Below are 23,645 nucleotides of genomic sequence, written 5' to 3'. Positions count from 1 at the left end.
ACTGTGCCTAAAAGGATGTGATTTTTTTAAACGCAAGAAGCTCCGCAAGATCCGCTTCAGGAACCTTTTGCATGGGTGAGGGAATATTTATTCCATTGCTGATCACACTGACCGCCTTGAATTTAGTTTTGTGATAGTAATTTTTCGCGGCCTGCGTTAAAACAACCACATGATCCATTTTTTTCCATGCTAACTTCCAGGGCGGAATCAGAAGATTCGCGATAAATCTGCTATAGGTAAATGCCAGATCATCATAAATGGCAGTATGAATCGTAGAAACCAGTTTTACCTTAGATTTTCTGATTTTTCGAGAATGAAACAAACAATATAGATCAGGCCTGAACAGGTGGGAATGAATCAGATCGTAAGCATGAAATTCGATGGGATCAAAAAAACTGATTTGTTTTACTTCACAATCAAATTCCAGGTCTGTCAAAGCATCAAAATAATAGACCTTGCAGTGATAACCTTCTTTTTGTATTAGCTGTTGAACCAATGCGCGCAACATAATGATTGGGCCCTTATTGGCAAGGGAGGTAATTAAAAACGCAATTCTCATAATGTATTATTTTGATAAACCAATGCCAATTCCTCCTGCAACTTTAATACATCATACATCTGAGGCCCGTCTTTTAAATTTTTGGAGATCTTTTCTCGTAGCTGCGCATCGTAACACAACCTCAAAATAGAAGCTAACAGCTGATCAGGTTCTTTACCCGAATATAAAAGCCCTGTATGTTCATGATCGACGCTCTCGGCAAGTCCCTCAACTAAGGAGGCAATAACCGGCTTTCTAAAATGGTAGCTAATGGAACTGATTGCAGACTGCGTAGCACTCAGGTAGGGGAGAACCAGGAATTTTGCTTTCTTAAATAAAGCGGCTACCTCCTCTTCTGCGATGAATCGGTTGAGGAATACAATATTATCTTCTTTTGCCGGGTTGCGATCAAAATAAACATTTCCTTTACCGGCAATAACGAGTGTTGTTCCACTTAACTCAGATCGATTTAAAAATAAGTTATATAAAGATGCTAATCCTTTGTAAATCTCAATCCTTCCGAAAAACAGCACATAGTCTTCCACCTCTTTAAGTTCGGGGATCTCCTTATTTCCATTTAGGATTTTCCTGGTAACCATACCCGGCATTCGGTGCCATGAGACTTTTTTCCCGGGATAATGCTTAAGTAGGGCCCGATGCTGGGAGCTGCTATTAGTAACCAGGTTATTGATCTTTTCAATCAACAGTCTATCCTTCCTAATCCTGAAATAATAGTGTTTGGCCCGCTGCAGCGGATTGAGCTTTGCCGGATGCGCTACAAAATCATGGACTGTATAGTATAATTCGAAATTTTTGAATTTGACAAGATGAGGGGAGAGCATCACGTCCTGCGAGATAAAGTGAATTTTAGCAATCAGCTCCTTGCTGGCAAACTGCACAACAAGATCCAGGTACTTACTGCCAGAAAGAATCCTGATCACCTTATTTTCTGAAAGGTGGTAAAACTGAATCCTGTTTCGTTTACCCATTGCAACCCCGTAGTCTGCCATCAATTCTGCATCGCTCCGTTTATCCTGACCATTCAAGAAAACAACCGCATAAAAAGCCATATTTCTATCTGAAAGGGCCGCATTGATGATCCCAATATTATAGGATTCAAGCGCAGGAACCGTACATGCCAGTAATATTTTTTCCATGATAACGCTGTTAAGATCTAAACAGAATGCCCGCCATTTTCAGGTATGACAGATTTTTCTTTACTATTAAAAATACAAGTGCCTGCAATGCATATACTTTGTTAATCAACATAGCGGAAAGCACACCCTGGCTTTTTCTAAAATAAATATGCCTGCTTTTGGCTAAAAATTTCGCTTTTTCATTATTCAACAGGCTACCTCCTAAGGAAGCGCTTTCGTAATGTATGATTTTCACTTTTGGCAGGATTACAGAAAGATAGCCTGCCTTTTTTATTCTGCGCGAAAGTTCAACTTCTTCGAAATAAAGAAAAAAATCCGTGTCAAAACAACCTGTCTCTTCCAAAACAGTCTTTCGCAGGAACATATCCGCGCCACAGATGTAATCCACAGCCCTGGTCTTATCCGAGTCGTTCTTTACCCCACTGCTTAGTTTTGTTCTATAATAATTGGGATACAACTTCAAAAAGCCCAAAGCTGAAAAAGCTTCCCTGAAAGACGGAAAGTTTCCGTACGAAATCTGGTCATGACCATCGCTATCAATCAAAGCAGCGCCACAACAGCCCACCTGCCTGTGCCTGTCTTCTTCCATAAATTTAAAAAAACACTTGCTGCATCACTGATGAGCAGGGCATCCGAATTGAGCAGAAAAACATATTTGCCACCCGCATGTGTAATACCCAAATTATTCGCACGTCCAAAGCCAACATTCTCCGGACATTCAAGAAAGATCACATCCGGATATAAAGTCTTCACCTCAAGGATCGACCGGTCAGCAGAAGCATTATCAATGAGTATAACCTCAAATTTATTATCTTGTGTAAACTGATACACCGAACCTATACAAGCTAAGGTAAGGACAGTTGTGTTATAATTGACGATAATAAATGAAAGATCCATAGTTTGAGGTATTCAACAGGCTAGGGAATGATTTTTTTCAAATATTTGAGAATAATAGTACGCTCCTCTAACCGGGCAATAAATATCATAGCCACTAAGATAAGGTTTAAGGCAATAACATTAAAAATGATTACCAGAATTGGTGTTCCGAAATCATTTACATAAATATGAAGGAGATACATCAAAAAACCAGTTACTAAAACCACTACACAATATTTAATGGTAATGTTCAATAATCCGCTGTTTCTGACCGGGAAGTAGCAAGCCATAACCATAGCCGCAATCAGGTGCGAGCTCCCCAGCGAAAAAGGAAAAATATAGAGGCTGTAATCTTTAAAAAATAAAAATTCATGCCAATCATCACTAGTTGAGCCATGGTACCATAAATAGCAAATAGTTTTCCTCTGCCAGAGGAAAGGAGAGACAAGCCATAAATATGGTATAAAAAAATCCCAAAAGCAGCCCAGCTATAGCCCATAGTTAATTCACTGATCTTAGATAGCGACTGTGCGCTGATATTTCCTTTCTTATATAAAAAATCAACAATGGCACCAGAAGAGCTTGTAAACAACCCGATAATCAACGCCAGGATGAGAAAGCCAAACTGATAGATCTTCTTAAAGGCTTCAAAAAATCTTTCATCAGTCCGGTTGAAAATTTAAGGGTAAGCACTGGCACTAAAAGTGAAACCAGAACCCCGATGAGTACATCTAAAGGAATATCAGAAAACTTCCGTGCATAATCTAAAATGGAAACTGAACCGGCAGCGGTAGACGTAGCTAAGGATTTCTCTACAATAACGTTGATCTGGGAACTAAAGTGTGGTAAAAAAAGGGAAGCGAAAAGGTAAAAAATGGCAAAGCTTGTCTGAGTGTTATCTTTGAAACCCCTTTAAAGAGCTTGATCTCCCTTTTATTCAATTGCATAAGTAGCATAACAAGTAAGAGTATCAGGCCCACATAATAAGAAATTGCCAAAGAGATGATTCCCATTGACGGTGCCAAAGTAAGAATTACGACAAGCGTAAATACCTGTGTAATAAATCCGGTAATTTCCGGTATGATGAAGGCGTTGTAGGTATTGAGAATACTGGTAAGAATTTTCGTAATCTGATTGAGGAGGAAAGAAGGAGCAACCACACGGATCATAAACCTTAATTCAGCCTGCTCAATATCCCCGTAGGCCGGAGCGAGAAGTCTTCCAATCGATCCGGGAAAGAGCATGATAAATGCCACAAGCAAAAAAGTGATCAGATTAATAAACAACAGTAATGACCTTGTTTGCTGTAAGGCTTCCTCTTCGCCCTTCTCTGCTTTGATGAACAAAAACTTTGCCCTGAATGTATCATTCAATGGAGCCCAAATAGCAATATCCAATATAACGATAGCATTTAAGGCCAGGAGCCAGACATCGCGCTGGAAGCTAACCCCAAAATACTTTGCAGAAAAAGAAAGGTTCAGAATGGCAAAAGCCAGTCTGATTACACGGATGCCAAATATAAAGCTCGCCTGCTTTCTCAATATGTTTCCGAAATTTGTTTTAAAACATCATCATTTAACCGCTTTCTTTCCTTGTCAAAAAACCAACCCCATTTATTAAAGTACCGGATGGCAGACTGTATATGAAACCTTAATAATTTGGGGTCCTGATAAGAACCCTTCTTAAAACCATGCACAATGCTGACATCAGGAAAAAAACAGTACGGTAAAATCGATTGATCCTTCTTGCCAGGTCATAGTCTTCAAGGTACATAAAAAAACGCTCATCAAACAAACCTGTTTTCTCCAGTGCAGCAGTCCTTAAAAACATGAAGCAGCCGGATAAACAGGGTATATTTAGTATCTTATCATAATCAAATTTATTGAGTTCATATTTTGCGTTCTGGCGTGCAGCCCATTGAGTATTACTCAAAAACCTTCGTCCGATCAAATCAAAAGGAGTTGGTAATAATTTACAAAGCCGCTGCAGTCTGCCAGACTCATAATAGACCCTTGGAATAAGCGCACCTACCTCAAGGTTGGCATCCATATATTTGATAATTGCTTCGACTGTTCCGCCACTAAAGCAAATATCTGGGTTCATAACCAGATGGTATTTTATTTTCTGATTAAGAGCGTGATGCAGTGCGATGTTGTGAGCCCGTCCATAGCCGTGGTTTTTCCCGTTGTATACATAGGTTATACGCTTATCATTGGCATATCTCTTCAGCAGATCCGTTGGGGAGTTATCAATTAGATACAGTTGTAAATTGGCATTTATCGCAAGTACCGATTCAATGGCACCATCAAGTTCGTCACCGTTCTCAAACAATACAATTGAAATGGCTAAGCTCATTTACAAATCTACATAAACATATAACTATTACCCCAACATATCACATTTTCAGAACATCAAAATGCCTTAAAAACTGCAACCGTGAAGAGCATTTTTTTAATACATCTCAGGAGGGATACATTGCCTGGGAATTATCACAGGCATACTATTTATTAGACCGAAATCTTTTTCATAGTTGAAAAGTTTCCCGGATGGAAGTAATCACCCTATCCAGATCTACTTTAGAAAGATTCGATCCAGACGGAAGGCACAATCCGTGTTCAAATAGACCTTGCGCTGTCCCGTTGCCATAAAAAGAATATTTGCTAAAAACAGGCTGCATATGCATTGGTTTCCAAAGGGGACGACATTCAATATTTTCACTGATTAACGCTCCTCTAATCTTCTCCGGACTAACGCCCTGAGACGGATCAATCAAAATACAGGTTAACCATCTGTTAGAATAAAAATCGGAAGGTTCTTCCAGAAAGCTTATTGCTGGAATATCTTTGAGATTATCAACATAATATTTAAAGTTAGCGCGGCGCTGACCAACCCTATCGTCAAGTACCTCCATTTGTCCTCTTCCGATACCTGCAGCGATATTACTCATTCTATAGTTGTAACCAATCTGACTGTGCTCGTAATGAGGTGCATCATCTCTAGCTTGGGTAGCCAGGAACCGTGCCTTTTTAATGGCGTTTTCGTTATTACCTAATAATGCCCCACCTCCACTGGTAGTGATGATTTTGTTTCCATTAAAAGAAAGAACACCAAAATCGCCGTAAGAGCCAAGAGATTTGCCCTTATATTTAGACCCCAGGCCTTCTGCTGCATCTTCGATAACAGCAATGCCGTAGTTGTTAGCAATTTTAATCAGTTCAGAAATCTTTGCAGGCATGCCATAGAGATGAACAATGATAATAGCTTTTACAGTTTTTCCTTTAGAGATTCTATCTTTTATTGCTTCTTCCAGGTGGTCGGGGCTCATGTTCCAGGTCTCTGGCTCGCTATCAACAAATACAGGATCTGCTCCACAATAAACAATTGGATTGGCCGAGGCCGAAAAGGTTAGACTTTGACAAATAACTTCATCGCCAGATCCCACTCCTAGCAGGATTAGAGCAAGATGTATTGCGGCTGTACCTGAGCTTAATGCTGCAGCATACTTTACGCCTACGTAAGCTTGCAGGTCTGCTTCAAGTCCATCTACATTCGGGCCTAAAGGCGCGATCCAGTTTTCCGAGAATGCCTCATTTATATAACTTTGTTCACGTCCCCCCATGTGCGGAGAGGATAACCATATCTTATTTTTCAATTTATCTAAATTATTTAGTAACAGTCAAAACAGTAGCGCCCCAAGAGTAACCTACTCCAAAACCAGCCAATAAAACATTTCCTAAAAACCTATTTTCCTTAATTGCATGGTAAAGCGCAATCGGAATGGTGGAGGAAACAGTATTTCCACAATCCTGCAAAAAGTAAAAGAACTTCTCCTCTGGAATAGAAATTTTCTTTCTGAGATGATTCAGCATAAATTTATTCGCCTGATGAAAAACAAACAGATCAACCTCATCTTTTGTAAGTTGGTTTTTCGAAATGGTATTGTCTACAAGACCAGGCACCATCTCAGAGGTGAAATTGAAGATTTCAGATCCATTCATCAGCAAGTAATTTTCGTTACGGGAATTGCCGTATTCATCCACAGATACTTTTTCGTCTGTATCCTTTGGAAACCGGAGTCCTCCTCTTTTAACAATGAGATTTTCTGCTCCACTGCCATCGGTGCCGACAACAGTTTTTCCAATTTCAGCTAAGCCTTCATTAGCGGAGATTAACGTAGCAGATGCGGCATCACCAAAAATAGTCCTGTTACTTTTATCCCTTGGATGAATAAACTTGCTATATGTTTCTGCGGTGATAAGCAACACATTTGATGCATCTCCTGCTGCGATCAAACCTTTCGCTAAACTCAAACCATATACGTATCCGGAGCATCCCAAATTAAAATCAAGTGCGCCAGCGTTGGTCGGAATGCCTAGTCTTTCCTGCACAAGACACGCCGTTGTAGGCAGAAAATAGTCGGGGCTTTGGGTACAGAATAGTATATAATCGATCTCACCCGGTGAGATCTGGTGTTCTGCAAATAATTTCTCGGCTGCATAAACACCTAAATCAGACGAAAAGGTGTTTTCATCTGCTATATATCTATTATATATTCCAGTCTTAGATGATATCTTGTCTGCCGACCATTCAGGAAACATTTCATTGATTTTTTCATTACCTAAGCCTTGAGGTGGCAAATAGTAGGAAATGGCCTTTAAGTATGCTTTCATTGTATTAAATTATGGCTGTCCTGCCACCGTCAAGAACAATGGTTTGACCTGTAATCCATTTACTTCCCCGGGATAACAGAAATGCGATTGGGCTTGCTACATCCTCTGGCTCGCCATAACCAAGCGGATATTTAGCTTCGTCCATAGCAACAACTTCTGCAGATAAGGTATTGATCGTCTCTTCTATGATCGCTGTTCTCACCATTCCCGGGGCAACACAATTAACTCTGATCTTTTGAGCTGCAAGCTCATTTGCAAAAACCTTTGTAGCAGAAATCAGTGCTCCTTTCGTTCCGGCATACATTCCGTTTCCCTTCATTCCAAATAATCCCGCAACCGAAGAAACCAATACTAAAGAGGCACCTTTGTTAATCTTTTTAGCTTTCACCATACCTTGGAGTAACAATACTACCGACTTATAATTTACATCGTAGATTGCATCCATGGTTTCCTCCTTGATAAACTTCAATGGTGCAAGCATCACCACTCCGGCAGAATGTACAAACCCATCAATTGAAGGAATGAAGTCCAAAATCTTGCCTCTGTCTGAAGCCTGTGTGATATCAGCTTGGATATAACTATGGTCACCCGTTTTAAGCTCACCAATAAGTTTCCTTAAATTATCCTCATTTCTGCCTGAGGCAATTACTGTCGCACCCATTTGGGCAATTGTTTTACATGTTTGATAACCTATCCCAGAAGACCCTCCGGTCACTAGAATCCTCAACCCCTGTAAAGAGAAAATATCTTCCATTACTCTGCTATCGCTTTGTTGTATGCATCAAAAAAATATTGTATTCTAACTTCCTCATCACTTATTATCCCCGGACTACTTGAATGACTAATACCTTTTTGGATATTTTCAAGTATCTGTTTATCCTCCTGTAAAATTTCGACACCCAACCTAACAGATTCGTCAGCTAACGCAGCCCTCAGACTCGGGTTCACACTGTCATAACTGATATTCGGCTCCAAAAATCTGATTTTTAGATTGGTTTCCGTAGCGGTTAAAGGAAATAACTGGCCAACATAAAAGCTTGCTCCCTCGGTGGAAGAAATAACCAGGTTGGGAAAGACAAATAAGTGATAGAAAGACTGGTGTTTATATGCTCTGTCTTCTAAAAAGCAAGAATTTTATTTTTTTTAGCATCTATTTTTTTACCGTTTTGGGAAAGTGACAACTTGAATGAGCCTGATGATGCTCAATATCGGAAATTGCAAGCCCTCCTATACCCAATTTGCCATATATAGTATCTTTATGAACAACCGAGCAATGGTAACATTCAAGTACGTTTTCAATTAGCATTTTCCAGTTCGCTCTGTGCGGTAGATCAGCTATGTGGGTACGACTGCCAATATAAGCCGAAAGTTCTTCCAGCTTATTATAAAATTCACCCAGGTGCGACTTAAGATCAATAGTCTGGTTTTCATTGAGAAGGACAAACACAAAATGTCCACACACTTCAACCTGGTATTTCTTTAAACAAAATTCACTGGGAATTGCTTGTATTCCCTTAAAGGCACTAAAAGTTTCCTTTTTAGGCATAAACGATGGAGCGCCTTCCCTATCAAAAGACCAGCAGTGATACCCACATGTCAAAGCCCTACGGCCAAACTCCTGTGTCTGAATCTTATTGAAACGATGCGTACAAATGTTCTGGAATGCCCTGAGTTCACCCTTGAAATTTTGAATTACGATCGGATTGCCACCAATCTCCAAGGTTACAAAATCGCTATTTACTTTGAGTTCCTCCGTCAAACATGCAAATATCCATGTATTGGAGAATATCTTTTCATTTTCGATCTGCAGATGATCCTCAGAATAATAATATGACTTTTTCAGCATATCCACTTAAATTTGGGTAATATCTGTTACAATAAGATTTTCTGTATTTAATACCATTGTACCCCAAGATAGCCCGACTCCGAAACCACAGCAAAGCAGCTGATTCCTGCCAGAAGAAAGTTTATCCTTCAATTCAGAGGCTATCGTAAGGGGAATGGTTGCCGAGCTCGTATTCCCATACTTGCCTAAAGTATATGGAACCTTTTCTTCTGGTATCTTCAGTTTTTTTACGATCTTTTTATTCATAAAAAGATTGGCCTGGTGAAACACAAAATAATCAATTTCTTCGATATCCTGATTCGTATATTCCATTAACTCCCTCACTGCTGATGGCGCTCTTGAAATTCCGAAAGAAAACACGTCCATTCCATCCATTACAAGAGAACATTGGTTCCTCTTTATCCCATCTTCTACTTGCTCAAATTCCAGTGATGTTTCATCCGTTTTATTCCTTGCTCCTCCAGCGGGGATGATGATTGCTTTGTAACCGCTACCGTCCGTACCTAAAGAAAAAGGTATTGGGACAGCATTGACATCATATTCAAATGCTGATGCTGTTCCTGCATCACCAAAAAGTGGTTCAGTACTTTTATCAAACGGAGAAACCACTTTTGAGTTCGTTTCTCCAACAAGAAGTAACCCTTTGCGGGCCGCACCAGAGTTAATTAAAGATGCAATGGTCGATACACCATAGACATATCCCGAACAACCAAGGGGAATGTCCATAGCGAGGCAACTCGTTGGCAAATGTAACCGATCCTGAAGTATCGCGGAGGTCACTGGTAGTTTATAGTCGGCAGTTTGGGTGACCAATATCAGTAAATCAATCTCTGACTTCTCCCACCCTAACTTTGTTATCAGGTCTTCTGCAGCTTTGTAGCATAGATCGGCAGTTGTCTGTTCTTCTGATGCGATATGCCTCTGGTTCACTCCTGTGCTATTGACGAAGGGGGTCATCTGTTCAGCGGAAAAATACGGGTGATCCAAGTTGGAAATCACCTTTTTAGGAACGCAGGCTGAGATTCCGACTAATTTAACATTGGGTATTGTAAAACAGGCCATAATAATTATACCCTAGAACTCACCAAATTGAATATGTCTTCAATTGTGTTTGAATTTCTGAAGTCCTCACCTGTCAGTTTAACACCATATTCCTCATCTACCATCGCAATAATAGACAAAGAAGTCAATGAATCCCATTCGTCGATATCTCTAAAGTTGGTAGATGATGAAAACTGTTCTAAAGGCGTTTCATCAAATTGGTCTGCAAAGTTTTTTATAAAATCGTTAATATCCATAATGCTTTTTTTAAAATGATTGTTTTGTTGCAGGAACACCAAAGTACACTCCATGGTTTCCAGTATTTCTTATTATGACAGAATTTAAATTTATTTTATTAAAATCTCCGATCTTCTTCTGTTGTATAACTGAAGAGTTCATTGCAAAGATATTAAAATCTCCTACAGTAACAGTACCTGCAATGAATGAATTAGGGCCGAATAGATTATAGTTTCCAAGGGAGACATCGTGGCCGAGGCCAACCCTTCCATTGAACACATTAAAATTTCCAATCTTTATATTGCAGGTTAGATTCATACCATGGCATAATACATTACCCTCTCCGATTTGATTGGTATCATCCCAGTAAATACCCGGATGAATAACATTTGGGAAAATGAGATTTGGGTTTGACTTTAGCTTGTCAACAAGTTCGTTCTTTGTCGGGTGAACCAATGCGACGACAACTTCCACCCGCCTTTCAAAGCCTGTTAGAAACTCAATATTTCCCAAAACAGGCAAACCATTGACCTCACCTTTTTCCAAAGCTGGATTATCGTCAACAAATCCCATTATATTGAAAGTCGGCCCATGTAAATTAATTTGCTTCAAAAGTACGTGTACCTCTCTTCCAAATCCCCCGGCACCATAAATTATAATATCTCTCATTGATCAGTTATTCCCGTTAAAAGCTTCCATTGTCGTATTAGCAGATGCGTTTACGCCCTCTCTTTTGAAAACTTTGACAAAGGTAAGGTAAAGAATATGTAAATCTAAACCAAAAGAGATGTGATCTATATAATAGCAATCGAGAATGAATTTTTCTTTCCAAGAGATCGCATTCCTGCCATTGACCTGGGCCCATCCTGTTATTCCGGGACGGACATTATGCCTACGCTTTTGCTCTCGGTCATAAAGAGGCAGGTATTGGGGCAATAATGGTCTGGGACCGACCAGGCTCATGTCTCCTTTTATCACGTTTATCAATTGGGGAAGTTCATCCAGTGAGGTTTTACGGATAAACGTTCCAATTGGTGTTATTCGCTCCGTATCATTTAAAAGGAGTCCGTTCTCATCTCTATTGTCATTCATTGTTTTAAACTTAATGATGTTGAATATATTTCCATGCCTACCAGGTCTCGGCTGAAAAAAGAATGGCTTTCCGTTATTTAGAATCATTAACAACAGAGCAATAATCAGAAAGACAGGTAATAAAAAAGCAAATATTGTAATAGCTATTAAACAGTCAATTAATCTTTTAAATAACGAAGTATACATCTAGATATTTTTTTGAGGAAGTAAACTAACAAACCCAAACTGAATTAATTTAGTTGGATTCCTTATTAGGCCAAAATTATAACGTACTAATACAAATAATCTAAATAAAATTCCTTTTTTATATAAATTATATATTTTGCGCTCGGTACCATCCCTATCAATCAGAGGCAAAAAACCCTCAATTTGACCTAGATACCATCCATTCTGTACTAATTTCAATTTTGCCCGAAAAGATGAGATAGAGGATTTATTTAGATGACCGTGAACGTTGTTGGCATGTATCCGATAGAGGATATTGGGTACTGGGTCAATCACTACTTTGCAAGCGTTTATTCTCGCCAAAAAGTAGATCAGCCAGTCATGTGAAAACCCCTTCCAATTATGGTAGGATATTTTGAATGCCTGCTCTCTTAAAAGCGAAAAAAAATCTTTGCCTAAAACGTATGTACATCCTGCGCTACCGCTTTCAAATAAATAATCAAATTTCTTGAGTCTAGCGTCCCTTCTTAAAATTGTCTTATCACCGCTTACCTCGTCCCACATAATTAGATTGGACATATAAAGTGCTGCATTGTGCCGTGATAACATATCAGTAGCAGACTTTAATTTGGCAGGTAGCCATATATCATCCTGATCTGAAAAAGAAAAAGCATCATATTTACTATAGTCTTTTGCCAGTTTGATAAGGCTCATAAAATTCTTAGCTGCACTGCCCGTTCCTTCTTCTCTTGTAACCAGCTCAATAGGTGCGCCATTTAGAATAAATCCTTTGATTATTTCGACAGAGTCATCGGTACTGGAATCATCTGCAATGATCAGATGAACATCAACTCCCTCTTGCGCAAAGATTGATTGAATTTGCTCTTTAATATATTTTGCGCCATTATAAACGGCCATTAATACTAATACTTTCATTTTTTACGGTTTAAAAATCTTTTAAATAAAGAATTTATCAAAACCCATCGCCATTTAATCATCGTAGCAAAAGGCGCACTTTTACCTGTGGTCACATTTCCGCCATGTCGGCGATAGCTAATAAGTGGACGGTTTACAAAATGAATTTTCCCATATAAAATATGATTTAATCCTAGCCACACATCATGCATCGGCAGGTTTTCAGGAAAAGGAAAAATAGTATTAAATCCTTTCTTTTTGAATGCAATACAGCAACCCAAAAAATTATTCCGCTTAAGATTACCAAAAAAGGAGCCAGAAAAACCTTTGGGGTAAAAAAGTTCTCCGGAGAGTTTACCAGTCTCATCAATAAACTCTGCATTACTCAGGATCATACTAATATCGTCATCCAATAAAAACTTTTGCATGATTACCTGAACCTTGTCAATTTTCCAAATGTCATCCTGGTCTGAAAGAAAAATATAGTTATTCTTTGAAAGCATTATCGTTCTTTCAAAAGATTTAACTACACCCAAATTTCTCGGATTTGTAAATAGCCTTACCCGTCTATCTGAATATGACTGTATAATGCTGACGGTATTATCATTTGACTGATCATCAACGATAACCAGTTCGTCATCTTCTCCCAACTGAATCATAATTGAATCGATCTGTTTACGGATAAATCTTTCTCCGTTATAGGATGCCATGCAAACCGAAATATTCATAGATTTTTGTATATTATTAAGTTAGTCTTTTATGTGAGATTCAGGTGCTAAATCTTTTATCTGAAATACAACTAGACTGATCAATACAATAGACATTCCAATTGGATTATTTAGGAAAGGATTTGTCATTGACTGCAAATATACGAATGTCACGCTTAGATAAAATGGAGCCAGGTAGTTGACATTCTTCTTGCTTTTGTAAATTATGAGGAATTTATAGCTAATTACAACAAAAAGGATAAGCCAGAACAAAATTCCCAAAACCCCCTGTTTACTAAAAATTTCAAGAAAAGAAATCTCCATATGGATGGGCCTAATTGGGATTCCTTTGCCAAAACCATCACCTATAAAAAAATTTATGGGGTTTGTCTTATCAATGACTTCCTGGAATTGTGTAACACGGATTGCATCTGACTCAGCCCTGTCACCGAGCCCCTCCAGATAAAAGGGAATTGCGATTAAAATAGCCGCGACCAATCCCATGAGCACCAAAAAACTCACAATCTTATTCCTGTAAAGGAATACAAGATGAAATATAGTCACCAGGATAGTCATTAAAATAAATCCCCGTGTTAAAGTGAGCACTATCGCAACAAAAAGTACCAGTGAAAAGAATTTATTTATCTTCCCAGGATGAAAGGTAAAAAAAGCCGACACATAAGAACAAAAAACCTTTGTAAAAGAACAACTGCCCTCCTCTAAAAAGCACCTCCCCATAAGGCTCCATTAAAGTGTAAAAAGCATTAAAATTTATAATCCCTGTAAGAATGAAGAGGATTAACATAATATACGAAAATCCTAGAAAAAGGCTCGACCGCTGAATTACTGCAATTACTGAATCTAGTTGCTTTCTATTGTTAATGGTTATCGAAAAAAAGGGAAGAACATAAAAAAAATTAAAGGTTTAAGATCCTCTATAATTAAATCCAGGGGATTGCCATTTACTATTCCAACTATAGTTCCGACTAATAGAACCACAGAATAGGCAAGAATCCAATAAAAAACCTGTCGATCAACTCTTTGTTTTAGCCATATTAGAACGACAGATAACGGAATAGCAAGAAAATAAAACAACATCCGGAGCGTCACTGGGCCAATTTCGAAAAACCTCCCTCCTCCCCCCACGACTAATTCAACTATCATCAATAATAAAAAAATATTGACTAGTTTCTTTACCCATTTATCTAGCGGAGGACTTTGTCTAATGGAATTCATCAAATAGTATTTTAAAAAACCTGATATTTTTGTAGACAACTGTCAACTTTACTGCTCTTTTTAGACCAACTACAAGGCTAAAAAAGACATCGCTACGACTCTTACTTGATTGCTTTAAACCTATGCAAAGAAATCTGAATCTAGTTAAAGACGAAACAAGTGAGGGGGTTTCAGATGCTGATAACTCATGCTGAAGTCTAAGCTCAATAATAAAAAAAATTGTAGTTTTCAGCTTTATCCTGTCAATAAAGTCATAATCACTATAATCCAATGGGATTGCTTCATTATATCCCCCTACACAACTAAATAGGGATAAGGAGACACATAGCCCACTGTTTACGGGAGAGAGTTTAGCTAAACTGTTTTCACCGTAGGTAATCTGCTTTGGAGAATAGCCCATTCTTTTTCTAAACAAAACAGGAGAGATAATGTTTCCTTCTGAACTTACCAAAACAGGGGCAAACACCATGATTTTTTTGTTGGCAAATATTGCTCCTGCATAGCTTGCAATCGACTTGTTCGAAAGAGTTGTATCCTGATCAAGAAATAAGATCCACTTCTTCCCACGATCCAGTCCAATTTTAGCAGCCTCATTATATGCTTTACTAATGCCTGGATTTTCACCATTATGTATATACAGAATATTGAGCCGATCCTCCAGGGGGTATCCGAAGGTTCTGGACTATTATCATATATGATTACATCAAGTTTACTTTCTACATAAGTAGCCGCCTCAGACAGGGTTCTAAAGGTTGAAGAGTCAGTTAAGGTTGTTTTATAAGCTACAATTACAATAACTAAGTCATCTATTACAGAAGCTATTTCACCTAAGTTCCCCATTTAACGATTGATATACTTTGTAAAACCTATATAGAATTTCCTATACCAGCTTTTTCTTGGGCTAAGAGAAATTATTTTCGCTGTGGCAGCCAGACGATCGCTGTCTAAACGACCTCGGTAAAGTTCCTGGAATTTTTTTGCCTGCTCAATATTTTCCTTTAGATATGTTCCTTTGAAATCCGTTATATTCTTAAAAAATAACTTTAATCGTCCCCTCAGACTAATTCTAGATTTATTTGTTACGCTTGAATGGTGAACTCTATATTTAATTGGTGTATCAGAAATTGCTTCGACCCTGCCTATGCCATAAGCGACAAGTGCAATCCAATGATCATGCATTATTACCTGATCAGGCATGAGTTCAATTTCGTGTTTCATTTCAACATTCAGCATAATTGTACATCCTGTAACAATATTGCCAATCAATAAGTCACTAAATCCCGTTTGTTTGGGTCTGTACCCCTGAAGATCCCAAAATGAGGGAGCAAGTAATGTACCATTGCTATCAATCACCTTCAGATCTGAGTAAACCATCACCGGAATACCATCTTCATGGATGCGTTCAAGATGTGAACTACATAATTCGAGTTTATTGAGCTCCCAAATATCGTCCTGATCAGCCAGTGCAATATAATCAAAATTACAAAGGCTAATTGCTTTCTTAAAGGACTTAACTGGTCCTAAATTTGTATCATTCTTATAGAGTTTTATTAAAAAAGGATGTTTATTTTGCAACTCCAATAACAACTGTATTGTATCATCAGTAGAACAGTCATCAACGATTATAATCTCCTGCGGTTTTAAAGTTTGTAAAAAAATGGATTGCAACTGCTGTGCGATATAACCAGCGCCATTATAACACGCCATAGCTATTGAGATTCCCTTCCTCATTTTAAACCTATTTTAGCAGAAAAAATCTTGATAATTTCTAGAGACATCTTATCGCGAAATACAAAAAGCTGGATCATAAAATAACTACAGAACGATAGCATCGCGGAAATAACTAATACAATAAAATCATTTCCAAAACACATACGGTTCACAACCGCAATAGGTATAAAGATGATACAGGAGGCAATACTCTTTAATACGAGTGACCATTCAAACTTATAGCTCAATTTTGTTGTAATATAATGATAAGAAACAGCAGAGACTACAAATTCGCCAAGTACTGTTGCAACTGCGGCTCCTTTATCTTGGATAATGTGGATAAGAATAACATTGACTACCAGACTTACAATCATTCCACAGATTGTTGCAAACAAATAATACTTCTCATGATTGGAGGGAACTAAAATCTGTAGACCGAAAACATGACCCAGCCCTATAAAAAAAACCAAGGGAGATGCAATCTGCATTGTGAATGTCGCAGGTATAAATTCTTTGCCCGAAAAAATCCTCATGATTTCAGGCGCTGTAACACAGAGGCCAATAGATATGGGAATTCCTATTATGCAGATAAATGCAAAAGATTTATCTATTAAATTTTGTGTCAGGGTTTTGGTACCAGCAGCGATACTTTTTGAAATCTGCGGCATCAGCACTACCCCTAGAGATACAATCAATGGAATTGCTATTTTATTTAGTTTGATAGAGGCTGTGTAATATCCAACTGTTTTATCATCGGTAAAAAAACCTAGCAATAGTGTGTCCATTACAGTATAGATACTAGTTGATATACTGGTACTGAAAAGAGTAATGAGTATAGACAAGTGCCGCTTAAGCCTCAACTCTCTCATATGGAAATCCACCGTATTATGTAGATGAAAGAGGTTCCAGATGTTGTTTCCAATTATAGAGAAAATGGTAATATATAGATATGTCCGAACATTGCTCTCGGTCTTTACAAAAAGAAATAAGCCTACAAGTGCAATGATTTTGATGATAACAGACCTGATAGTAATAAATCTGAATTCCTGTAATCCACTGTAAAACCAATCTATGGATGTAAAGCCAAAAAGCACCAAAAGTCCCGCAATTAAGTAAAAATCAAGTTCATTTGAAAATCGGCTAAAGGTCAAAACTATTGCCAAATAGCACGCGAGCATAACTAGCGATGATATGACATTGATTATAAAAAGTTCAGAAAACAACTTACTGAAAGCATTACGGTCCCCGCTGAGTTTGGCAACTTCACGAACGCCATAAATAGGTATGCCCAGCGCGGCTATTAACACAAAATATTGAGCGAAAGTAGTCAAGAACTGAACTTTACCAATCCCTTGTGGTCCGATTATTCGGGAGATATATGGAAAACTTATTAAGGGAAAAAGAAAATTACTAATGGTTAATAAGATATTATAGGCGAAATTTGATTTTGTGGATTGAATTTTAATCATAAATATCAAATATGAGTTCTTCCATAATTGTTGGAATTTATGTTTGAACTAGAGGCCATCCTGATCAAAAGAACAATACATGCTAACAAACAAAAAACCATACATCCCAAAACTGCTCCTTTTATCTTTCCCAAAAATTCTTTCTCAAGCGGGTAAACAGGTTGGTCTACCACCTGGATAAGAGGTGTTTCTTTTCTGAGCGATAATTTTGCTAGTTCAAGCTGTTGTATCAATTGGGCGAGAATCGTTTTGTTGGCTTCGGCATTGAATTGAGATCTTAAGGCAGGAGCCCTAAGTATCTGCCGGGTAGGGTTAAGATTAGGGGTGGCATCATTTACTTGAGCTGCGCTGTAAATAGCTCCATTGAGTATATTTCTAACAGAGTCTGTTTGATGCTGTAATATGGACAAATTTTCCATAGATTTTTTCGTTTTTGTCAGGACATAGAAGTCATTAACATTTTTAACCATCTGGTCGTTAAATTCCTTAGAAAATATTTCATCTTTTCCTTTTACTTCCACTTTGATGATGCTTAAAGCCTTATCTGGTTTTGCAACAGTTAAATACTTCTTCCTGATGTCTAAAACAACTTTACCTATAATACTATCCTTGAGTCTTGATGGTTCGGTTTTCCCAAAATTCAAACTTACTAATTCAGGGTTTTTAGCCCATTGTTTCTTTAATTTATTGATCTCAATATATCGATCAATCAGCAGTTGTGATTTATTGTTATAAAAAATAGGAGTCAGAAGCGTTTTCTCAATCATTGTTCTTGATTTATAAAGCTCAATAATATTATCTCCTTGAAATAAACCACCCCCACCACCTAAATCAACACCAACCATTGAGGCAAGACCTGAATACTGTCCTAAAGAGCCGGCTTTGTCACCTTCTTCTAAAACAAAGGTACTGGTAGCCACATAAATTGGTTTTGTAAAATATGCGTAGGCGTATCCAAGCATTCCTCCTATCAGTCCTAGAACAAAAATGATAAGCCATTTTGAACGCAGGTATCTATACCATCCTTTAATTGTTATTAAAAGGTCGTTAAAACTTACTTCATTATTATTAGTATCGGGCTTTTGATACAAAGTCTCTGATTTCATAAGTTACCTCAATAAACTAACTATAATAGCACCTAGAGAAGCAACAGCCGTGCCAATCCCAATCCAACTCTGCGCCGTTAGCCGTTCTCTTTCCGCGCGCTTAGGAACCAAGATTTCTGCACCAGGCTTCACAACAGGATAATTGCTGAAGAACAAAAACTTGCTCACCGCCGCCGCAGATCCGTTGGCATATTTAATATAGGTTCCACCTTTTCTCGCATTCGAGGTAAAGCCACCTGCTCCATTAATATACTGCCTTAAACTTTTTCCCGGCAGATAGACTATACTATTTGGATTGAGTACTTCTCCTGTAATACGCACAGTTTGTAAGGTACGTGGAACACGAATAATATCCCCGTCTTCAACAATCAAATCATATTTGCCTAGTGGTTTTTCGATGATGCGCTCAAGATTAATACCAACTAAGTCACTTTGAATCAATTTCTGTTCAATCTCTGCAGATAGCGTATCTTTTGTACCAGCTTCCTGCGCCCGTTTTAAGTTAAGGTATTTCTTTTCTTCCTCTTCTTTATTGTTAATCGCATTCTTATCTGCTGGATTTACTTTTTCAGCTCCCGGGCGTTTCAAACTTGCTCCTTCAGCGTAAGCATAAGAAGTGAGTCCGCCGGCTCTTTTGATCACATCAGAAATACGCTCATTTTTATTGGTAATGGTATATACACCAGGGTAGAGAACTTCACCCTCCAACTTGATCTGTTTCTGAATAGAATAACCTTCAGCATTTCTTACGGATACAATATCAAAAGGTTGCAAAACAAAGGTAGGCCCCTCAATTTTAAGGTTTCGGTCAACAGAAAGGGTAAATAGTTCTGCCGTGCGTGAAGTTTTACCTGCAGTATCTGCACTTTTAACCCTCCTGGAAATTTCAATCCGGCTGGGGGTAGCACCTTCCTTAAACCCGCCTGCCATTTGAATCAAAGCTTCGACACTAATGTTGTCTGCATACTCAAATGTACCAGGCTGCCTCACCTCTCCCTGGATACTCAGCTTATATTCATCCCTCAGGTCAAACAAAGACGATATGGTTACTTTATCTTCTCTTTGAAGCGGAATATCGGCTTGCGCACCAGACATGATCTTAGCAACGTCAAAAGAAATCAAACTGGCGGTATTGTCGAAATTCAACCGGTTAATATACCCCCTGTTTAAAAAGGCATCTTCTTTCAAGCCGTCGGCTTTCGTAATCAGGCTTTTCAAAGTAGCACCATCTTCTAACGAATACATACCAGGACGAAAAACGGCTCCTTCGATTTGGACCTTATTGGCAAAACGGTCCAAAATCGCATCTACAATAACCTTATCTCCATTCTGAGGACTATAATTATTGAATTGCGTGCTGGAAACATCGATAATCTTCCGCTCTTTACTGGTATTTTGTAACACTTTAACATTTGAACTATAAGCCTCCGTAGAAAAGCCCCCGGCAAAACGCAGGAGGTCTGCAAGGCTTTCACCCGATACGACCTCAAACAAGGCAGGTCTTTTAACTTCCCCAGACATTTCAACACGTTTTTCATAAACAGGGATATTAATCACATCCTGATCCTGTAGGCGGATATTTCCTTTCTGGACACCATTGAGCAGGAAGTCGTACACATCAATAGTGGCCACCACCTTGTTTCCTCTGATGACCTGGATCTTACGGAATGATCCGTTTTCATTAGGTCCTCCTGAAGCATTTAAGGCATTAAATACAGTTGAAAGGGAAGAGAGAGAGTAAGAGCCCGGTTTCACAACTTCTCCAACAAGCGTAATTTTAATCGTGCGGATATTCCCTAAGTTTACAGCTACGGTAGTTCTGCCCGTTCTTAGTGAAGGGTAAGTGGGGCAAGACCCGACCGGATTTTACTGATCGCCTGTTCAATGGTTAGACCACCTACAGCTATATTTCCGACATATTGCAGACGTATAATGCCATCAGGACTAACTTTCAATTTATAACTGGCCTCATTGTCCCCACTCAAGTCGACCAAAAGTTCATCATCAGGACCAATTACGTAACCCCTGGGAGTGGCCATTCTGAGATTAGGCTCAAATGTAAGGCCGCTGCTGGAGAACAGTTCTTTTCCGAAAATTTTTGGCTTTAAGCCTTCGAAGATATCGGTTTCAGTTGTGTTTCTATTATTAGTATTGTTCGACTTTGTAATTCTTGTTGAATCACTATTGATCCTGACCGCTGTTCTTGACCGGTCATCGCTTTCTTCTGCATCTCTATTCAGCGTGTTATTGCGCTGTGCATTACCACCTGTCGTCCCGTCCTGCTTTCTGATTTTCTCTACCCTTAGCCGTAGTTTTTGAATTTCATCGGCTTTCATCCCTTGTGCAGCAGCCATCTGCTCCAACTGTGCATCGTTATAACCGATAGATTCCGCACGTTGCATTAATTGCCTGACCTGCGTATCAGTCAGATCGTCAACCTTCACATTTGCATAATTTGTCTGAGCCATTGACACCTGGAATACAGTAAGTATGATCAGAAACAGTAAGCTTGTAAATATGTTTTTCAACTTCATTAGGTATAGGAAGTATTATTTAATGATATTATGATTATTCGAAATAGTTCAGTGTATTGAACCCGCCTTCTTTTAAATACTGATCTTTTTTCATGACTTGCAAATCTGAATGCACCATTTCTTTTACTAAAGCTGCGAGATCATATTTAGGCTGCCAGCCTAACTGGGTTTTTGATTTTGTCGGATCACCAAGAAGCAGATCAACCTCCGTTGGCCTGAAGTATTTGGCATCCACCTGGATCACCGTCTGACCTGGCTTTAAAGCATTTGCATCTAAGCCCAGAATGATCATCTGTTCTTCGTCAATACCAATTATTACTCCTTTTTCATATTCGTCTTTCCCGCTGAATTCCACCTCTATTCCCAGCTCGGCAAAACTCATTCTTACAAAATCCCTAACCGTTGTGGTAACCCCTGTTGCAATTACATAATCCTCTGGTTTTTCCTGTTGCAAAATCAGCCACATCGCTTCAATATAGTCTTTCGCATGCCCCCAATCCCGCTGTGCAGACAGATTGCCCAGAAAAAGACATTGCTGTAAACCAAGGGCAATTTTAGCTGTTGCCCTGGTAATTTTACGGGTTACGAAAGTTTCTCCCCTTAAGGGGCTTTCGTGGTTAAAGAGAATACCATTACAGGCAAACATACCATAAGCTTCGCGGTAATTTACCGTAATCCAGTACGCATACATTTTTGCCACAGCGTAGGGCGATCGCGGATAAAAAGGCGTTGTTTCACTCTGGGGCACCGCCTGTACGAGTCCGTAAAGTTCAGAAGTAGAAGCCTGATATATTTTAGTTTTGGTGAGTCCAAGAATCCTGATGGCCTCCAAAAGCCTCAGCGTACCTATTCCGTCTGCATTCGCGGTATATTCAGGCATTTCAAAACTCACGTGCACATGACTCATCGCCGCGAGGTTATAAATTTCATCCGGCTGGGTCTCCTGGATAATCCGGATCAGGTTTGTCGAATCTGTCAGGTCACCAAAATGAAGTTTGAAATTGACATTGTTCTCATGCTGATCCTGATACAGGTGATCGATCCGATCGGTATTAAATAATGACGACCGCCTCTTCAAACCATGAACCTTATATCCTTTTTTTAGCAGAAATTCTGCGAGATAAGCCCCATCCTGGCCTGTAACACCTGTTATTAGCGCAACTTTCATAAACTTTATTTGATAACTTTTTAAGCGAGCAAACATACATATTTTTTTCTAGCTTAAGGATAGCGTAAGTATGCTCATTTAGAAATAACGTTAAATAACGGTGTTTTCCCTACGCTCTTTCCGAATATTAATTCCAAAATATAAATACCTCTCCATGATCTACTTCTGATAAATATCTTTACTTTTGATGTTGATATCCTAATTAAATGAAAAAAATTGTACTCCTTTTAATTCTTCTGGCGCATTCGTCACTCATCTTTTCTCAGACCAGTGCAGATTACAATTACTCCATCGGTTTAAGGGCCTACAGTATCATGCAACTGCCCAAAGTACTTAACCAGACTAACTACCAGGATTTCAACCATACGTATGCGAACGCGCTGCTGATGAAATTCAATGATAACCAGATCAGCTACCGGGTTGGGGGAAATTTTTACAGAAAAGACATCACCTTTCCCAATACCTGCGCGAACTGTGAGATTGCGGAGGGGACGCTGACCGATTTTGCCTTTAAAGTAGGCTTTGAAAAGAATTTTACCTATTCGCGCATTCAGCCCTATTTTGGCGTCGACCTGGGGTACCGTTCTAACCGGTTTAGTGGAAATACCTATCCGGGCAGCACCGTGTTTGCGGGTACGGCGAGGTATGCGGAATCATCAAAAAACGGGTTGGTCATCTCTCCTGTAATCGGTATCAAGATAAACTTAGTACCTTGTATGAATCTTTTTGCCGAGAGTAGTCTTGACTATTTTTATTCTTACGAGCGCCAGGATTTAACAGATGCAAACGGAACTTCCAGGACAGTGAATACCTATCAAAAATCAGAGTTTTTGCTCAACCTTTTCTCAGCCGGGATCCAGTTTAACATAAGCAGACGAAACTAGATTTAATTGAAGAAAGATTAGACAATGTTTGGGTAATTAATGTTTTTTTTCGAAATAAATGCCTTTTAGTAGCTGGAAAGATGAGGCTGTATCAAAAAGATTTACGCTGTCTCATCAAGCAAATTATATTTTGATACGTCGTCATTCCCAATTTAATTGGGAATCCTAATGCTATTGCAGGGCGCTTTAAGATTAGCTTCGCTGAGCACGTTGTGATTCCCGCCTGCGCGAGAATGACGGGCAATGAAATAAAATTCTATCCTTAAATGTTAGATTTTACTTTTGAGACAGCCT

At 38.8% G+C, this 23,645-nt stretch carries 26 protein-coding genes and 2 pseudogenes; 1 reads left to right on the top strand and 27 read right to left on the bottom strand.

Annotated features, from left to right (window positions below; all coding sequences use genetic code 11):
• Positions 1 to 7 precede the first annotated feature (7 nt).
• The 27 genes and pseudogenes from ACQ86H_RS02175 to gmd form a co-directional block, all read right to left on the bottom strand.
• Positions 8 to 559: a glycosyltransferase family 4 protein gene (locus ACQ86H_RS02175; protein WP_431293720.1), complete on the bottom strand. Its 552-nt coding sequence runs from the start codon at positions 557 to 559 to the stop codon at positions 8 to 10.
• Positions 556 to 1,695 carry a glycosyltransferase family 4 protein gene (locus tag ACQ86H_RS02170; RefSeq protein WP_431293719.1) on the bottom strand — a complete coding sequence of 380 codons (1,140 nt, stop codon included), beginning with the start codon at positions 1,693 to 1,695 and terminating at the stop codon, positions 556 to 558. The genes ACQ86H_RS02175 and ACQ86H_RS02170 overlap by 4 nt, the downstream gene beginning before the upstream one ends.
• Positions 1,696 to 1,705: 10 nt before the next feature.
• Positions 1,706 to 2,284 carry a glycosyltransferase family 2 protein gene (locus ACQ86H_RS02165; protein ID WP_431293718.1) on the bottom strand — a complete coding sequence of 193 codons (579 nt, stop codon included), beginning with the start codon at positions 2,282 to 2,284 and terminating at the stop codon, positions 1,706 to 1,708.
• Complete coding sequence (locus ACQ86H_RS02160; protein WP_431293717.1) at positions 2,236 to 2,592, bottom strand: glycosyltransferase; 357 nt, start codon at positions 2,590 to 2,592, stop codon at positions 2,236 to 2,238. The genes ACQ86H_RS02165 and ACQ86H_RS02160 overlap by 49 nt, the downstream gene beginning before the upstream one ends.
• A 20-nt stretch (positions 2,593 to 2,612) precedes the next feature.
• Positions 2,613 to 2,861 (bottom strand): hypothetical protein, encoded by a 249-nt coding sequence (locus ACQ86H_RS02155; RefSeq protein ID WP_431293716.1) that lies wholly within the window; start codon positions 2,859 to 2,861, stop codon positions 2,613 to 2,615.
• A gap of 14 nt (positions 2,862 to 2,875) precedes the next feature.
• On the bottom strand, positions 2,876 to 3,163 hold the full coding sequence (locus ACQ86H_RS02150; RefSeq protein WP_431293715.1) for a hypothetical protein: 288 nt from the start codon (positions 3,161 to 3,163) through the stop codon (positions 2,876 to 2,878).
• A 220-nt stretch (positions 3,164 to 3,383) separates the two neighbouring features.
• Positions 3,384 to 4,112, bottom strand: a complete 729-nt coding sequence (locus ACQ86H_RS02145; RefSeq protein WP_431293714.1) for a lipid II flippase MurJ — start codon at positions 4,110 to 4,112, stop codon at positions 3,384 to 3,386.
• Positions 4,113 to 4,221: 109 nt separating this feature from the next.
• Positions 4,222 to 4,926 carry a glycosyltransferase gene (locus tag ACQ86H_RS02140; protein ID WP_431293713.1) on the bottom strand — a complete coding sequence of 235 codons (705 nt, stop codon included), beginning with the start codon at positions 4,924 to 4,926 and terminating at the stop codon, positions 4,222 to 4,224.
• Positions 4,927 to 5,095: 169 nt separating this feature from the next.
• On the bottom strand, positions 5,096 to 6,223 hold the full coding sequence (locus tag ACQ86H_RS02135; RefSeq protein ID WP_431293712.1) for a DegT/DnrJ/EryC1/StrS family aminotransferase: 1,128 nt from the start codon (positions 6,221 to 6,223) through the stop codon (positions 5,096 to 5,098).
• Between the two features lie 10 nt (positions 6,224 to 6,233).
• Positions 6,234 to 7,241, bottom strand: a complete 1,008-nt coding sequence (locus ACQ86H_RS02130) for a ketoacyl-ACP synthase III (RefSeq protein ID WP_431293711.1) — start codon at positions 7,239 to 7,241, stop codon at positions 6,234 to 6,236.
• A gap of 4 nt (positions 7,242 to 7,245) precedes the next feature.
• Positions 7,246 to 7,902, bottom strand: coding sequence for an SDR family NAD(P)-dependent oxidoreductase (locus ACQ86H_RS02125; protein WP_431293710.1), 657 nt, complete (start codon positions 7,900 to 7,902; stop codon positions 7,246 to 7,248).
• Between the two features lie 92 nt (positions 7,903 to 7,994).
• The gene (locus tag ACQ86H_RS02120; protein ID WP_431295514.1) at positions 7,995 to 8,300 is read right to left on the bottom strand and encodes an RHO alpha subunit C-terminal catalytic domain-containing protein; all 306 of its coding nucleotides are present in this window, start codon (positions 8,298 to 8,300) and stop codon (positions 7,995 to 7,997) included.
• A 91-nt stretch (positions 8,301 to 8,391) separates the two neighbouring features.
• Positions 8,392 to 9,087 (bottom strand): aromatic ring-hydroxylating oxygenase subunit alpha, encoded by a 696-nt coding sequence (locus ACQ86H_RS02115; RefSeq protein WP_431293709.1) that lies wholly within the window; start codon positions 9,085 to 9,087, stop codon positions 8,392 to 8,394.
• A 6-nt stretch (positions 9,088 to 9,093) separates the two neighbouring features.
• Positions 9,094 to 10,149 (bottom strand): ketoacyl-ACP synthase III, encoded by a 1,056-nt coding sequence (locus tag ACQ86H_RS02110; protein WP_431293708.1) that lies wholly within the window; start codon positions 10,147 to 10,149, stop codon positions 9,094 to 9,096.
• Positions 10,150 to 10,154: 5 nt separating this feature from the next.
• Positions 10,155 to 10,385, bottom strand: a complete 231-nt coding sequence (locus ACQ86H_RS02105; protein WP_431293707.1) for an acyl carrier protein — start codon at positions 10,383 to 10,385, stop codon at positions 10,155 to 10,157.
• Between the two features lie 10 nt (positions 10,386 to 10,395).
• A complete protein-coding gene (locus ACQ86H_RS02100) occupies positions 10,396 to 11,034 on the bottom strand; it encodes a hypothetical protein (RefSeq protein WP_431293706.1) in 639 nt (212 codons plus the stop codon).
• Positions 11,035 to 11,037: 3 nt separating this feature from the next.
• On the bottom strand, positions 11,038 to 11,643 hold the full coding sequence (locus tag ACQ86H_RS02095) for a sugar transferase (RefSeq protein ID WP_431293705.1): 606 nt from the start codon (positions 11,641 to 11,643) through the stop codon (positions 11,038 to 11,040).
• Positions 11,644 to 12,558, bottom strand: a complete 915-nt coding sequence (locus ACQ86H_RS02090) for a glycosyltransferase (RefSeq protein ID WP_431293704.1) — start codon at positions 12,556 to 12,558, stop codon at positions 11,644 to 11,646.
• Positions 12,555 to 13,265: a glycosyltransferase family 2 protein gene (locus tag ACQ86H_RS02085; protein WP_431293703.1), complete on the bottom strand. Its 711-nt coding sequence runs from the start codon at positions 13,263 to 13,265 to the stop codon at positions 12,555 to 12,557. The genes ACQ86H_RS02090 and ACQ86H_RS02085 overlap by 4 nt, the downstream gene beginning before the upstream one ends.
• 21 nt (positions 13,266 to 13,286) lie before the next feature.
• Complete coding sequence (locus ACQ86H_RS02080; RefSeq protein ID WP_431293702.1) at positions 13,287 to 13,766, bottom strand: hypothetical protein; 480 nt, start codon at positions 13,764 to 13,766, stop codon at positions 13,287 to 13,289.
• 700 nt (positions 13,767 to 14,466) lie between these two features.
• Positions 14,467 to 14,949, bottom strand: coding sequence for a hypothetical protein (locus ACQ86H_RS02075; protein WP_431293701.1), 483 nt, complete (start codon positions 14,947 to 14,949; stop codon positions 14,467 to 14,469).
• Positions 14,950 to 15,090, bottom strand: a pseudogene (locus tag ACQ86H_RS02070) (hypothetical protein); the annotation flags it as partial. It lies immediately after the preceding gene.
• 230 nt (positions 15,091 to 15,320) lie between these two features.
• Positions 15,321 to 16,211, bottom strand: a complete 891-nt coding sequence (locus ACQ86H_RS02065) for a glycosyltransferase family 2 protein (protein WP_431293700.1) — start codon at positions 16,209 to 16,211, stop codon at positions 15,321 to 15,323.
• The gene (locus ACQ86H_RS02060) at positions 16,208 to 17,659 is read right to left on the bottom strand and encodes a flippase (protein WP_431293699.1); all 1,452 of its coding nucleotides are present in this window, start codon (positions 17,657 to 17,659) and stop codon (positions 16,208 to 16,210) included. Before ACQ86H_RS02060 ends, ACQ86H_RS02065 begins: the two co-directional genes overlap by 4 nt.
• A 5-nt stretch (positions 17,660 to 17,664) precedes the next feature.
• A complete protein-coding gene (locus tag ACQ86H_RS02055) occupies positions 17,665 to 18,765 on the bottom strand; it encodes a Wzz/FepE/Etk N-terminal domain-containing protein (RefSeq protein ID WP_431293698.1) in 1,101 nt (366 codons plus the stop codon).
• 3 nt (positions 18,766 to 18,768) lie between these two features.
• A pseudogene (locus tag ACQ86H_RS02050) lies at positions 18,769 to 21,299 on the bottom strand (SLBB domain-containing protein).
• Positions 21,300 to 21,333: 34 nt separating this feature from the next.
• Positions 21,334 to 22,467, bottom strand: coding sequence for a GDP-mannose 4,6-dehydratase (gmd, locus tag ACQ86H_RS02045; protein ID WP_431293697.1), 1,134 nt, complete (start codon positions 22,465 to 22,467; stop codon positions 21,334 to 21,336).
• A gap of 206 nt (positions 22,468 to 22,673) precedes the next feature.
• On the opposite strand from gmd, the gene ACQ86H_RS02040 reads away from it, so the two are divergent.
• Positions 22,674 to 23,351, top strand: coding sequence for a hypothetical protein (locus tag ACQ86H_RS02040; RefSeq protein ID WP_138818899.1), 678 nt, complete (start codon positions 22,674 to 22,676; stop codon positions 23,349 to 23,351).
• Positions 23,352 to 23,645: the final 294 nt, after the last annotated feature.

It is taken from the genome of Pedobacter sp. P26 (assembly GCF_050632135.1).
In the GTDB taxonomy this organism is placed as follows: Bacteria; Bacteroidota; Bacteroidia; order Sphingobacteriales; family Sphingobacteriaceae; genus Pedobacter.
The sequence above is the reverse complement of the archived record's forward strand: the minus strand, read 5'-3'. Positions and strand labels throughout refer to the sequence as shown.

What these genes read in the sequence shown, in the direction of transcription:
- ACQ86H_RS02175 (WP_431293720.1), bottom strand. Translation starts at nt 559, where the DNA reads ATGAGAATTGCGTTTTTAATTACCTCCCTTGCCAATAAGGGCCCAATC.
- ACQ86H_RS02170 (WP_431293719.1), bottom strand. Translation starts at nt 1,695, where the DNA reads ATGGAAAAAATATTACTGGCATGTACGGTTCCTGCGCTTGAATCCTAT.
- ACQ86H_RS02165 (WP_431293718.1), bottom strand. Translation starts at nt 2,284, where the DNA reads ATGGAAGAAGACAGGCACAGGCAGGTGGGCTGTTGTGGCGCTGCTTTG.
- ACQ86H_RS02160 (WP_431293717.1), bottom strand. Translation starts at nt 2,592, where the DNA reads ATGGATCTTTCATTTATTATCGTCAATTATAACACAACTGTCCTTACC.
- ACQ86H_RS02155 (WP_431293716.1), bottom strand. Translation starts at nt 2,861, where the DNA reads ATGGCTTGCTACTTCCCGGTCAGAAACAGCGGATTATTGAACATTACC.
- ACQ86H_RS02140 (WP_431293713.1), bottom strand. Translation starts at nt 4,926, where the DNA reads ATGAGCTTAGCCATTTCAATTGTATTGTTTGAGAACGGTGACGAACTT.
- ACQ86H_RS02130 (WP_431293711.1), bottom strand. Translation starts at nt 7,241, where the DNA reads ATGAAAGCATACTTAAAGGCCATTTCCTACTATTTGCCACCTCAAGGC.
- ACQ86H_RS02125 (WP_431293710.1), bottom strand. Translation starts at nt 7,902, where the DNA reads ATGGGTGCGACAGTAATTGCCTCAGGCAGAAATGAGGATAATTTAAGG.
- ACQ86H_RS02115 (WP_431293709.1), bottom strand. Translation starts at nt 9,087, where the DNA reads ATGCTGAAAAAGTCATATTATTATTCTGAGGATCATCTGCAGATCGAA.
- ACQ86H_RS02110 (WP_431293708.1), bottom strand. Translation starts at nt 10,149, where the DNA reads ATGGCCTGTTTTACAATACCCAATGTTAAATTAGTCGGAATCTCAGCC.
- ACQ86H_RS02105 (WP_431293707.1), bottom strand. Translation starts at nt 10,385, where the DNA reads ATGGATATTAACGATTTTATAAAAAACTTTGCAGACCAATTTGATGAA.
- ACQ86H_RS02100 (WP_431293706.1), bottom strand. Translation starts at nt 11,034, where the DNA reads ATGAGAGATATTATAATTTATGGTGCCGGGGGATTTGGAAGAGAGGTA.
- ACQ86H_RS02095 (WP_431293705.1), bottom strand. Translation starts at nt 11,643, where the DNA reads ATGTATACTTCGTTATTTAAAAGATTAATTGACTGTTTAATAGCTATT.
- ACQ86H_RS02090 (WP_431293704.1), bottom strand. Translation starts at nt 12,558, where the DNA reads ATGAAAGTATTAGTATTAATGGCCGTTTATAATGGCGCAAAATATATT.
- ACQ86H_RS02085 (WP_431293703.1), bottom strand. Translation starts at nt 13,265, where the DNA reads ATGAATATTTCGGTTTGCATGGCATCCTATAACGGAGAAAGATTTATC.
- ACQ86H_RS02075 (WP_431293701.1), bottom strand. Translation starts at nt 14,949, where the DNA reads ATGGTGTTTGCCCCTGTTTTGGTAAGTTCAGAAGGAAACATTATCTCT.
- ACQ86H_RS02065 (WP_431293700.1), bottom strand. Translation starts at nt 16,211, where the DNA reads ATGAGGAAGGGAATCTCAATAGCTATGGCGTGTTATAATGGCGCTGGT.
- ACQ86H_RS02060 (WP_431293699.1), bottom strand. Translation starts at nt 17,659, where the DNA reads ATGATTAAAATTCAATCCACAAAATCAAATTTCGCCTATAATATCTTA.
- ACQ86H_RS02055 (WP_431293698.1), bottom strand. Translation starts at nt 18,765, where the DNA reads ATGAAATCAGAGACTTTGTATCAAAAGCCCGATACTAATAATAATGAA.
- gmd (WP_431293697.1), bottom strand. Translation starts at nt 22,467, where the DNA reads ATGAAAGTTGCGCTAATAACAGGTGTTACAGGCCAGGATGGGGCTTAT.
- ACQ86H_RS02040 (WP_138818899.1), top strand. Translation starts at nt 22,674, where the DNA reads ATGAAAAAAATTGTACTCCTTTTAATTCTTCTGGCGCATTCGTCACTC.